This window comes from Acinetobacter sp. ANC 3929 (assembly GCF_000369405.1).
Classification (GTDB): Bacteria; Pseudomonadota; Gammaproteobacteria; order Pseudomonadales; family Moraxellaceae; genus Acinetobacter.
This window is the reverse complement of record NZ_KB849998.1, coordinates 489761-502651: the sequence shown is the minus strand read 5'-3', so window position 1 is coordinate 502651 and position 12891 is coordinate 489761. Positions and strand designations below refer to the sequence as shown.

Here is a 12891-nt window from a genome sequence, read left to right as displayed (position 1 = left end):
CCTGTGCCTACATTCAACAAAAAGGGTACTCGAGATGGAAATTCAACATTTAACATCACAGCAAGACAGGCAAGTGGCGATGGTCGCAGGTGCGACGGGATTTATTGGGCGCTATCTGATTGCTGAATTGTTGCGGCAGGGACATCAGGTTTTTGCAGTACTGCGTCAAAAGGATGTGCAAAAAGCCATACTGACAGATTGGCTTAGCCAACACCAAGTCGCACTGGATCAACTGACTTTTATTCAGGGTGATGTGACACAGCCCAAGCTTGCCATCAGTGAACAAGATTGGGAACAATTAAGCACCGTGAATACCTTATATAATAGTAGTGCACTATTTGCATGGAACTTGAGTAGCCAACAAGCACGGGCTGTAAATGTGGAGGGAGCACTGAATTTATTGAATTGTGTTCATCAACATTGTGCTTTAAAGCGTGCGGTACATGTTTCGGGTTATATGTTGACGATCACGAGCCATTTACAGCAAGCAGGGATCTGCCTTGAACAACCTGATCGTACCGAGTGGCAATCTGTCTATCAATATTTGGGGGCTTATGAAGCGTCCAAGATCGAAGCACATTTTGCATGGATACAACAGGCACAACAGTTATCTGTGGACTGGACTGTTATTCACCCTGCAACTGTTGTTGGCGATGATGTGTCTGGTGAAATACCTATAAATCAGCCGATCGCGCAAATGATTGATTTGCTCAAGCGAGGGAAAATGAGTGCAATTCCTGCAACGGCTCAACATTATCTTCCTTTAGTACGTGTCGATGACCTATGTCGGATAATGGTCAGTGCTTCTGTGGATATGGCTTTGTCGAATCAAGCGATGTTGGCTGTGAGTGAAAACAATCTGGCTTTGCACAAACTCACTCAAATGATTGCAGAACAATTACAGGTAAATGCACCAACCAGACATGTGCCGATTGGGTTGTTGAGATTTATTTTAAAGTGGCAATGGTTGGCAAAAAAATTAGAAATGTCCACGGAAATGCTGAGTTTTCTAAGAACAGAACAGTTGGATCGAGAACGATTGACACTGTTTCAACAACGTTGGCAGATTTCGACGAGAAATTTAGAAGCAGCGATCCGTAAAACCACCGACTGGATCAACCAAACCAGCTAGAACTTATTTCTAATAAAAAAACAGCCAATCAAAAGATCGGCTGTTTTTGAATGTTCAAAATGGATTACCAGTGTTCACCAGGGAACAAACGCGCATAGGCACGTTGAATTAAATTCAACTTCTCTTGCTCACCGACAGACGCGGTAGAACTTGGGAATAAGTTGAAACCAATCGACATTAAAATGTTGTTAATGTCTGGTGCAATTGCATAGGTAATCGATGCAAGTCGACCTAAATTGGTTGCGATCTTTTTCGGACGTTTCACAATTGCATAGGCAATTAAATCGGCTGCTTCTTCTGGTGAAAGCGTTGGTACATATTTATAAATCTTGGTTGGTGCGATCATTGGAGTACGCACCAAAGGCATATAAATAGAGGTAATCGCAATTTTGTGTGAGTGAACTTCCGCAGATAAACAACGACTAAATGCATCCAATGCAGCTTTAGAGGCAACGTAAGCAGAAAAACGAGTTGCGTTGGCAAGAACACCAATCGAGCTGATGTTAATAATTTGACCGTCTTTACGCTGCATCATGTGCGGTAAAACATTCAGGACTAAACGTACTGCACCAAAGTAATTTAACTGCATGGTACGTTCGAAGTCATGGAAACGATCAACGGATTCATGTACCGCACGACGGATAGAGCGTCCTGCGTTGTTCACAAGAATATCAATGTGATCTACTGCCGCTAGGATTTCTTTTGAAACTGCGTCAATCGATTCCATATCATTGAGATCACATGGAAATACTGTCGCTTTTCCACCTTCAGCCTCGATCTCTGCTTTGACCTCATCTAACTTCTCCTTAGTACGGGCAAGTAAGAGGACATGTGCACCTGCTTGCGCAAGGTATTTTGAAACCGTTAAACCAATACCACTTGATGCACCTGTGACAATGATTGTTTTACCGTCGACTTTTTGCTGAAAAAGTTTTTTGAGTTTTGCATTCATGTAAGTTACCTACATTAATCACGCTGTTGTTTGCAATGCCTTCTTATTACGATTAAGCACTGCACTTTATTTTGATGTAATATTAACCGATATTTTTTGTTTGTCTAGTGTAAATCTTTGAAAAATAATGTATTTTTTAGAGTAAAAGCTCTAAAACAAGATATTGTAATAGTTGAAAAAGAAATTATATTTTTTAGTTTCTGCACAAAAAATAAGCCCCTGAATCGGGGCTTATTGATTTGATTAAAATTAAACTTGTGCAAGGGCCTGTTCGAGGTCGGCAATCAGATCATCAACGTGTTCAATCCCAATAGATAAACGGACTAAGTCCTCACTGACGCCTGCTGATTTAAGCTCTTCCGCATTGAGCTGGCGGTGCGTTGTCGTGGCTGGATGACAAGCCAAACTTTTGGCATCCCCGATATTCACCAAACGCGTAAACAGCTGTAATGCATCAATAAAGCGGGTACCACCTGCCAAACCATCCTGAACACCAAAGGAAAGGATGGCAGAAGGTTTACCTTTCACATACTTTTGTGCCAAATGATGCTGTGGATGGTCTTTTAGACCTGCATAATTCACCCACTTCACTTTTGCATGTTGTTTTAAATATTCGGCAACCTTGATGGCATTTTCAGTATGACGTTCCATCCGCAGATTCAAAGTTTCGAGACCTTGCAGGATCAAAAATACGCTCAATGGGCTAATTGCAGCACCGGTGTTACGTAATGGCACTACGCGCGCACGTGCAATAAAAGCGGCTTCACCTAATACTTCGACATAATTCACACCGTGATAGCTTGGGTCAGGTGTATTTAAAGCTTTAAAGCGTTCAGGATATTTGCCCCAAGGAAATTTGCCACTATCAACAATCACGCCACCAATACTGTTGCCATGCCCACCGATATATTTGGTCAGAGAGTGCACCACAATATCCGCACCAAATTCAAATGGCTTCAATAGGGCAGGTGTAGCCACCGTATTATCCACAATCACAGGTACACCGTATTCATGTGCAATCTTGGCAATCGCTTCAAGGTCGATAATATTGCCCAGAGGGTTGCCAATCGACTCAACAAACACCAGCTTGGTTTTATCATCAATAATTTGGCGTAACGCTTCAGGATTCTGATAATCAAAGAAACGTACTTCGATGCCTTGCTTTGGCAGCGTGTGAGCAAATAAATTATAAGTCCCGCCATACAAGGTAGACACTGACGCAATATTGTCACCTGCTTCGGCAATGGTTTGAATAGAATAAGTAATGGCTGCCATTCCTGAGGCTAAAGCCAGTGCCCCAATACCGCCTTCCAATGCTGTAATACGCTGCTCAAGTACGGCAGTGGTTGGATTCATAATTCGGGTATAGATATTCCCTTGAACTTTGAGATCAAACAAATCTGCACCATGTTGCGTATTATCAAAGGCATAAGAAGTGGTTTGATAGATTGGTACGGCCACTGCTTTGGTGGTTGCTTCTGGTGAATATCCCGCATGAATAGCTAAGGTTTCATCTTTATAGGTCATGATTACATCATCTACGTGTGTTAAATATCGATCGAGTCTAGCGTATATTTTATCCAAAATGGTGCATAATTTTTGCGCTTGATAGTGATTTTAGTGATATAGCGAGTCTTGAATGGGCGTAATCATTTTTGAGAATGAGTAAATAATTCAACCCTGTAATGTCTTGCAAAAGAAAATTCTTTGATCCAGACAAACAAATGTCATCTTAACTTCAAGTCAATTGGGTTTTCAGCGTATAATACGCCGATTATTTTATTCGCTATTTTGCGATGTATTCGTTTTTCTTGAGGAGTCCTGCGTGGCCCAATATATTTATACGATGAATCGAGTGTCGAAAATGGTTCCGCCTAAGCGCGAAATCTTGAAAGACATCTCTTTATCATTTTTCCCAGGCGCAAAAATTGGTGTGCTTGGTTTGAACGGTGCTGGTAAGTCAACCTTACTCCGTATTATGGCTGGCGTAGATAAAGATTTCTCAGGTGAAGCTCGTGCACAACCAGGAATCAAAATCGGCTACTTAGAACAAGAACCGCCATTAGATCCAACCAAAGACGTTCGTGGTAACGTTGAAGATGGTGTACGTGAAGCACTTGATGCTTTAGCTCGTCTTGATCAAGTTTTTGCTGAATATGCTGAGCCTGATGCAGATTTTGATGCGCTTGCAAAAGAGCAGGAAAAATTAGAATCAATCATTCATGCTTGGGATGCGCATAACCTGAATAACCAGCTTGAAATTGCTGCTGATGCATTGAATCTTCCAGCTTGGGATGCAGATGTATCACTACTTTCAGGTGGTGAGCGCCGTCGTGTTGCACTCTGCCGTTTATTGCTTTCTAAGCCAGATATGTTACTTCTTGATGAACCGACGAACCATTTAGATGCTGAATCAGTATCTTGGTTAGAGCGTTTCTTGAAAGACTTCCCAGGCACCATCGTTGCGATTACGCATGACCGTTATTTCTTAGATAACGTAGCTGAGTGGATTCTTGAACTTGACCGTGGCATGGGTATTCCTTACCAAGGTAACTATTCTTCTTGGTTAGAACAAAAGAATGCGCGTTTAGAGCAAGAAAACAAGCAAGAAGAATCTTTTGCCAAGGCATTGAAAAAAGAACTTGAATGGGTTCGTTCAAATGCCAAAGGTCAGCAAAAGAAAAACAAAGCGCGTATGGAACGTTTTGAAGAACTTAACTCACGTGAGTTCCAGCAGCGTAACGAAACTTCTGAAATTTATATTCCACCTGGCCCGCGCCTAGGAAATAAAGTTGTAGAAGTTGAAGGCATCAGCAAATCATTTGATGGCCGACTGTTGTATAAAGACTTAACTTTCACAATACCGCCAACTGCGATTGTTGGTATTGTCGGTCCGAACGGTGCAGGTAAAACGACACTGTTCCGTATGATGACGGGCGAACAGCAACCAGATACGGGAACTGTAACGCTAGGTGAGTCAGTTAAAGTGGCTTATGTAGGTCAGATCCGAGATACATTGGATAACAATAAAACTGTTTGGGAAGAAGTTTCTGGCGGTTTAGATATCTTAAGAATCGGTGAATACGAAATTGCATCACGTGCTTATATCGGTCGCTTTAACTTCAAAGGCCAAGATCAGCAAAAACGTGTAGGCGAATTGTCTGGTGGTGAACGTAACCGTTTACAACTTGCAAAAATCTTACAGTTAGGTGCAAACGTCATCTTACTGGATGAACCATCAAATGACTTGGATATCGAAACTTTACGTGCTCTTGAGGATGCAATTCTTGTATTCCCAGGTACCGTTATGGTGGTATCACATGACCGTTGGTTCCTTGACCGTATTGCGACTCATATTTTGTCATTTGAAAATGAACAACCTGAGTTCTACGAAGGTAACTATGCAGAATATGAAGCTTACCGTCAGTCACGTTTAGGTGATGCAGCTGTAGCAAAACGTTCTAAATATAAAAAGATTACGGGTTAATTCCTGTCAATAAAAAAACCAGCTTTCGAGCTGGTTTTTTTTATGCTTATGAAAAGTTGATTTAACAGAATCTGCGATATCAATAGAATCTGCTGAATTTGGTATTTATTTATTAAAATCACCCCGCATATCAGACCATATCAAAAGTGGAGTAACAGTGATGACATCGAAGGCCATAGCTAAAGGATAAAGCACCATGTGGGTCGCACGTTTAACTGGATGCTTGGTGGTGGTCGTTATCTGTTGCTGGAGGAGGATTGGATAAGGTTGTGGTAGTTTCTGCTGAATTTTTTTGTGATCTAATCCTTGATAAAGCTGTCCTTTGAAAAATACATTGATATAAGGATAGGGTGCAGTTTGCTGATTTTGGATCAAATCAAAGTTTTGGCGAAAACCTAAGGATTTTAATAAGACTTTTTGCTTTTGATTAAGATCTACCATTCGGGTGTTATAGCGAATTTGTAACACCCCGCGGAAATGATTGGGATCTTCCATGGTCAGCACTAGCGGTGAAGGGCTGGTCAAAGTGCGTTGCTCTGTTGGAATCGTATTGAGGAGTTTTAACAGTTCGGCACTACCATCCGTCATTAAATAATTAAAATCCTGCCCGATAAAGACTAGGCCCTGTTCGGTTTGATTTTGAATAGCTTGACCTAAAGCAATAATTTGATCTTGCTTTAAGGTAACTGATTGAGTTTGTGTGGTTTCATTCGGAAAAGCTTTATCTAATAGGGTGGTTGCGCAACCACTTAGGCCGAAACAGGCAGTGAATAGTAAAAATGATAAGGTTTTATACATAGGAATGACTCAAGAAATGGTAAAGTTGTTTCTCTTTAGAATAAAAAACTGTTTTAAATCAGAAGGAAGTTTGTACAAAAAAGTTTTGTAATTTTATTACATTGGCATAGCCTGCTATAGTGCCTTTGTGCAATTTACTGTAAGGGTGTGCTGTTGCAACGCTCAACGATTTTTGTGACCGTCTTGCTGAGTTTGTTCATGTTCCAAAGTTTCTGGAATGTGGCAGCGGCTTATTGTGCGCATGAAAAGTCGGGTGAATACAGTGCTTTGAATCATTTTGGGCATCACGTCCCTGAAAATGCACAAGTTTCTGAGAAACATTCAAAAGTGGTTGATCAATACGCTTCTGATTTACCGATGCCATTAAGTTTGCAGGATCATCATGATCATTTGCCTTCTTGTTTCCATGTGGTCGTGACCGAAGCACAGCAACAGTTGAATGAACCCATTTTACGGGCTCATGAAGCTGAACCTAAATATTACTGGTCTAATTCTTACCAGTCCCCGCATTTATCAGAACTAAACCCACCCCCTGTATTGACCCCGCTATAGGTGGGGTAGCCGAAAAATAGCCCACCGCAACCTTATTATTTGCGGGGCTTTATATGTCTTTAAATTTAAATCAGCGTGCCTATGCATTGAATAAAAATGCAGTAGAACATGGTGCGCCTTCATTGGCATTAAAATGGTCAGTCTTAGCGATTGCGTTAACGGCTGTGATTTTTAGTCAGTCTGCTACAGCAGAGTCTTTAATTGATGTGAATCATTCCTCGACTCAGGCTGTTCAGAAAAATCTGAATTTTGAACAAATTCTGCAAGATGTGAAACAGCATCAGGCAAGTATGGGTGTTTGGCAAACTCAGCAAGGCATTGCCGAGGCCAATGTTAAACAAGCACGTTTATGGGCAAACCCGAGTATTTCGATTCAACAAACGGATTTCAGATCAGATAAAGACAAGGAATTAGAGTTTGGCCTTTCACAAAAGCTAGACGTTTTTGGTGAACGTCGTGCAGCGGTGAAACTCGCTGATGTGCAAGCGTCCCAAGTGAGTCTTAATCAAGAATTATACGATGCTCAACTCGAATTGGCCGTCAAATATCTTTGGTCGCAGGTCGTGGTGTTAGAGCTAGAGCATGATGTTGTTCAGGCACAGTTAAAAAACAGTCAGGCAACTTTAGATGCAACGCGTTTAAGACTGCAAGCTGGGAGCATTGCGCAGGTTGATTTAGACCGTACCTTGATGGCACATATTGAAAATCAGCGTTTATTTCAACAAACCGAACTGGCTTTGGCCACAGCAAAGCGCCAATTGGCAAACTTATGGGGCAGTACTGACTATCGATTCTCTGCCCGAGCAAGTAATGTCTGGCCGCAACAAAAAGATTTGCAGAGCTATTTGCAGAACAATCTATTTGAGCGGGCAATCCAACTCGATATTGTGCGACAAAAAGCCAATATTGATTATTTGAAAGTATCCAACCGACCGAATCCAACTCTTAATTTAGGGATGGTACAAAGTAAAAGTGCGGAAACGAATTCCACTGATAACAAGTTCAGAGTGGGCATTGATATTCCGCTAAATATTTTCAATCGTCAGCAATATTCATTGCGTATCGCCAATGCTAAACAAGATTTGCTGGTCAAGCAGCAACAGTTTTATAAGCAACAAAACTTAAATGCGATTCAGACGTTAACTGCAGAGTTGTCAGGTCTAAAGCAACAGTTTGATCTGGTCAATCAGCGACAAATTCCATTGTCTGAAACCGTACAGGAAAAGATGCTGTTGGGTTTTAAAGTGGGTAAATATGCAATTACCGATGTGCAGCAAGCCACTATGCAATTGCAGGATCAACGTTTAAACAAAGTACAGTTGCTTAAAAGTGCATGGCAAAAACAGATTGAGGCAGAGAGCTTGGCATTGGGTATTGAATCTGGTGTCGTCAGTTCAAGTGATGCGTTAAATCAAATCAATCAGACCCTTTGGAAAGATACCAATAACCTTCCCGCTGTTGTAGGAGCAGAATAATGTCGATAAATAAATCTAAAAAGCAGTGGTTTTGGGTCATTCTGGTTGTCGTTGTTGGCTTAATCCTCAGCGCTTTACTATTTTTTACTGGCAAGAACAAAGCCAGTGGTGACGCGGCTGTAGCAGGTGATAGTCATGCCGAAGGCGAAGAAGGTCATACTGAAGGTGAGGCTGGACATGCTGATGAAACTGAGGAAGGCAGCTTAAACCTAACACCAAAACAAATGACGGAATATGGCGTTAAATTGGCTCAGGTCGGTGTAGGTGAAGTGGGGCAGCAATATGCCTATCCTGCGAAACTGGTAACCAATACTGATCAGCAAGCGCATGTTTCAGCAACTTTTGCTGGACGCGTAGAAAGTGTCAATGCTGCACTCGGCGAACAAGTGAAGAAAGGACAGGTTTTAGCCACTTTGTTTATTCCAGATCTGGTGGATCAGCAAGCCAATTTAAGTATTGCTCAAGAGGCTTTAACGCTTGCTCAGCAAGATTATCAGCGTGAAAAGCAACTTTGGGAACAAGGCGTTTCAGCGCGTCAGGATTATCAACGTGCCTATAATGCCTATCGTCAGGCACAGATTCAGGTACAAGCAGCCCGTAGTCGTTTATCTGCTTTAGGTGCATCCAGTGGAAGTCAGGGACGTTATGTGTTGACCGCACCATTAAGTGGTGTCGTCAGCCTGAAAGATATTGTAGTGGGTGAGCAGATTACTCCAGATAAGCAATTGTTTGTGATTGATCAATTGGATCAGCTTTGGATTGAGTTTATTTTACCAAGCGTCAATAACATCAATGTACAACCAAATCAGCAGATCGAGTTCAAATCCCTGCAAACCAGTAATACTTTTAAAGCACAGATTCAGACCTTAACTACAGCGGCAGATACACAAACGGGTCGTTTGCAAGTTCGTGCCAAAGTACTGACCCCTGCCAAAGAACTGCGACCAAATTTGATGGTCAATGTGTTATTGAATGGTGCGGATAAAAAGTCAGTCCTGCGTGTTGCCAAAGGCGCGATTCAGCAGATCGAGGGCAAAGCAACTGTTTTTGTGGCCAAGCAAGAAAAAGATAAATTGCATTTCACCCCAACGCCAGTACAGCTCGGTAATTACTCGAGTGATGGACTGTGGGTCGAAATTCAATCCGGCCTGACTGAAAAACAGCAATATGTTAGTCAGGGCAGTTTCCTTTTGAAATCTGAGATTGAGAAAGGAGAGGCTGAGCATGGACACTAAAGATAATTTGGGGCTTCCACCTGCGGAAGGCCTCTTTGACCGTATTATTCAATTTTCCATTCGCAATGCGATTTGGGTCATGCTGTTTGTTGTGGCATGGATTGGTGTCGGGATTTATAGCTATCAAAAGCTTTCAATTGATGCTGTTCCCGATATTACCAATGTTCAAGTACAAATTAACAGTCAGGCAGGTGGATTTACTGCACCAGAGGTTGAGCAACGGATTACTTATCCGATTGAAAATGCCATGTCTGGTATTCCAAACCTGGAGCAGACTCGTTCGATTTCCCGTTATGGTTTATCCCAAGTCACGGTGATTTTTAAAGATGGCACCGATATTTATTGGGCACGTCAGCTGATCAATCAACGTTTGCAAGAGGCCAAAAGTGCCTTGCCTGATGACATTGATCCACAAATGTCACCGATTTCAACGGGTTTAGGTGAGATTTATCAGTGGGTGGTCAAGGCAGAACCGAATGCCAAAAAAGCAGATGGTACGCCTTATCAAGCCATGGACCTGCGTGAAATTCAGGACTGGATTATTCGTCCTCAATTACAACGTGTGCCTGGTGTTGCTGAAATTAATACCATTGGTGGTTACAACAAGACCTATGTGGTTTCCCCAGATTTAAAACGTTTGCAACAATTGCAAATTCCTTTAACTGACCTGCAAACGGTGTTGACTGAAAACAATGAAAACCGCGGTGCGGGCTTTATTGAAGAAAATGGTCAACAACTCACAGTTCGTATTCCGGGCATGTTGAAGACGGTACAGGACATTGAAAATGTCACAGTCAGTACCAAAAATGGTTTACCCATTCGTGTTGCTGATGTCGCAACGGTTTCAATTGGGCATGACCTAAGAACAGGTGGCGCGACCTATAATGGTGAAGAAACTGTACTCGGGATCGCCATGATGATGATGGGTGAGAACAGTAAATCTATCGCCCAAGCATTAGATAGCAAAATGCAGGAAATCAAACGTTCATTGCCTGAAGGGGTGGTGATCGAAACAGTGTATAACCGCAGTAATTTGGTCGATAAAGCCATTAAGACCGTTGCCAAGAACTTAATTGAAGGCGCAATCCTGGTGATTGTGATTCTGTTTGTGTTCCTAGGTAACTTCCGTGCGGCACTGATTACCGCATGTATTATTCCCTTGTCGATGCTGTTTACGCTGGCAGGTATGGCTGAGCAAAAAATTAGTGCTAACTTGATGAGTTTGGGTGCACTGGATTTTGGGATTATCGTCGATGGCGCTGTGGTGATCGTTGAAAACTGTATTCGACGGTTAGCAGAAGCCCAGCACCATAAAGGGCGATTATTGACGCGTTCTGAACGCTTTACTGAAGTATTCTTGGCAGCAAAGCAGGCAAGACGTCCGCTGATTTTTGGACAAATCATCATTATGGTGGTGTATTTGCCAATTTTCGCATTGGCAGGTGTGGAAGCGAAGATGTTCCATCCAATGGCCATGACGGTGGTATTGGCATTAATCGGAGCAATTATTTTATCGGTGACTTTCGTTCCTGCTGCGGTAGCTTTATTTGTCACGGGTGAGGTAAAAGAAAAAGAAAGTCGCTGGATGGCTGCACTAAAACGCAATTATGAAGCTTTGCTAGATAAAGCTTATGCCTTTCGCTATGTGGTAGTGGCTGGTGCAGTGACCATTTTGATCCTCACGGCTGCGATTGGCTCTCGAGTTGGAAGTGAGTTTGCGCCCCAACTGAGCGAAGGTGACTTTGCTTTACAATTGATGCGTGCACCAAGTACAGGGATTGAGGAATCGCTCAAAATTCAGGAAAGTGTTGAGAAGCAGTTACTTGCAGAGTTTCCTGAAATCAAGGCAATTTTTGCACGTACAGGAACGGCAGAAGTGGCAACCGATGTGATGCCACCCAATATTTCTGATGCAATTGTTCTGTTAAAGCCGAGAGATCAGTGGCCCGACAAGTCAGAAACAATCGATGAGTTGCGGACCAAAATGTTGGCCTATGTTGAGAAAATTCCGGGCAATAACAGTGAGTTTTCTCAGCCGATTGAATTACGTTTCAACGAACTGATTTCAGGTGTGCGTAGCGATATCGGGGTGAAAATTTTTGGTGATGATATGCAGGTCTTGAACCAAGAAGCAGAAAAAGTTGCCCAAACGTTACGAACCATCACTGGCTCAAGTGAAGTGAAGGTCGAGCAAACGGATGGCTTACCTTTACTTAATGTTGATATTGATCATGCTCTCGCGGCGCAATATGGTTTATCAGTGAAATCCATTCAAGATTTAGTCGCAGCGAGTATCGGTGGACAAAGTGTTGGGCAGATTTTACAGGGTGACCGTCGCTTCGATTTTGTGGTGCGTCTCGATGATGTCATGCGGACCCCGCAGCAATTGGCGATGTTGCCGATTCAGCTACCGAATGGTGGTCTGATCAAACTGCAAGATGTGGCCAAGGTTGAAAATATCTTAGGTCTGGCACAACTTAGCCGTGAAAATGGTAAGCGCCGTGTTGTGGTGACCACCAACGTTCGAGATCGTGATTTAGGCTCATTCGTGGGTGAGATGCAACAGAAACTTGCACAGCAAAAATTACCAAGCGGTTATTGGCTTGGTTATGGCGGTCAGTTTGAAAATCTTGCCTCTGCTAAAGCCAGAATGCAAATTGTGGTGCCATTGGCATTGCTGATGATCTTTGTTCTGTTAATGGCTGTCTTTAATAATTTTAAAGAGAGCTTATTGGTATTTAGTGGTGTTCCATTCGCATTGTCAGGTGGTTTAGTTGCGCTATGGCTTCGGGATATTCCATTGTCGATGTCTGCGGGCGTAGGTTTTATTGCCTTATCTGGTGTCGCGGTACTGAACGGTTTGGTGATGCTCAGTTTTATTAAAGAGCTAAGAGAACAATACGATGTTCATTACGCCACATGGCATGGCGCGGTATTACGTCTACGCCCTGTTCTAATGACGGCTTTTGTCGCATCGCTCGGCTTTATCCCGATGGCGATTGCCACAGGCACAGGTGCCGAAGTACAGCGCCCGTTGGCAACTGTGGTGATTGGTGGGATTATTTCATCTACCTTACTGACCTTGTTGATCTTGCCTGTGGTTTATCGTTGGATGAATGAAGCTAAAGAGCGAAAAATTCAGGAAACCGCAACTTAATCCGTTTATGCTATCTTCTTAATTAAGCATTTTATTAAGAAGAATCTGAATTAGCCAAAGCTATCCCAGCTTTGGCTGACGATAAGACCTGAAACAGATAGGT

At 42.6% G+C, this 12891-nt stretch carries 9 protein-coding genes; 6 read left to right on the top strand and 3 right to left on the bottom strand.

The genetic code is table 11. The features are described from left to right. Positions 1 to 34 precede the first annotated feature (34 nt). Positions 35 to 1132: an SDR family oxidoreductase gene (locus F909_RS13895; RefSeq protein WP_005147406.1), complete on the top strand. Its 1098-nt coding sequence runs from the start codon at positions 35 to 37 to the stop codon at positions 1130 to 1132. A gap of 64 nt (positions 1133 to 1196) precedes the next feature. Here the strand turns inward: F909_RS13895 and F909_RS13900 are convergent, their stop codons facing one another. Both F909_RS13900 and F909_RS13905 read right to left on the bottom strand, forming a co-directional pair. Continuing rightward, positions 1197 to 2084 carry an SDR family NAD(P)-dependent oxidoreductase gene (locus tag F909_RS13900; RefSeq protein WP_004803857.1) on the bottom strand — a complete coding sequence of 296 codons (888 nt, stop codon included), beginning with the start codon at positions 2082 to 2084 and terminating at the stop codon, positions 1197 to 1199. Between the two features lie 249 nt (positions 2085 to 2333). After that, the gene (locus F909_RS13905; RefSeq protein ID WP_005147404.1) at positions 2334 to 3611 is read right to left on the bottom strand and encodes an O-acetylhomoserine aminocarboxypropyltransferase/cysteine synthase family protein; all 1278 of its coding nucleotides are present in this window, start codon (positions 3609 to 3611) and stop codon (positions 2334 to 2336) included. A 298-nt stretch (positions 3612 to 3909) separates the two neighbouring features. On the opposite strand from F909_RS13905, the gene ettA reads away from it, so the two are divergent. Next, complete coding sequence (ettA, locus tag F909_RS13910; protein WP_004803860.1) at positions 3910 to 5571, top strand: energy-dependent translational throttle protein EttA; 1662 nt, start codon at positions 3910 to 3912, stop codon at positions 5569 to 5571. A 105-nt stretch (positions 5572 to 5676) separates the two neighbouring features. Here the strand turns inward: ettA and F909_RS13915 are convergent, their stop codons facing one another. After that, positions 5677 to 6369 (bottom strand): YidX family protein, encoded by a 693-nt coding sequence (locus tag F909_RS13915; protein ID WP_005147403.1) that lies wholly within the window; start codon positions 6367 to 6369, stop codon positions 5677 to 5679. Positions 6370 to 6522: 153 nt separating this feature from the next. Between F909_RS13915 and F909_RS13920 the strand changes: the two genes are divergently transcribed. From F909_RS13920 to F909_RS13935, 4 genes are read left to right on the top strand one after another with little or no spacing between them, the layout of a single operon-like run. After that, positions 6523 to 6921, top strand: a complete 399-nt coding sequence (locus F909_RS13920) for a cation efflux protein, CzcI-like (protein WP_212749610.1) — start codon at positions 6523 to 6525, stop codon at positions 6919 to 6921. Between the two features lie 53 nt (positions 6922 to 6974). Next, positions 6975 to 8396 carry a TolC family protein gene (locus F909_RS13925; RefSeq protein ID WP_005147401.1) on the top strand — a complete coding sequence of 474 codons (1422 nt, stop codon included), beginning with the start codon at positions 6975 to 6977 and terminating at the stop codon, positions 8394 to 8396. After that, a complete protein-coding gene (locus F909_RS13930; RefSeq protein ID WP_005147399.1) occupies positions 8396 to 9631 on the top strand; it encodes an efflux RND transporter periplasmic adaptor subunit in 1236 nt (411 codons plus the stop codon). The genes F909_RS13925 and F909_RS13930 overlap by 1 nt, the downstream gene beginning before the upstream one ends. Next, entirely contained in the window at positions 9621 to 12788 is a 3168-nt protein-coding gene (locus F909_RS13935) for an efflux RND transporter permease subunit (protein WP_005147398.1), read from the top strand. Before F909_RS13930 ends, F909_RS13935 begins: the two co-directional genes overlap by 11 nt. Positions 12789 to 12891 lie beyond the last annotated feature (103 nt).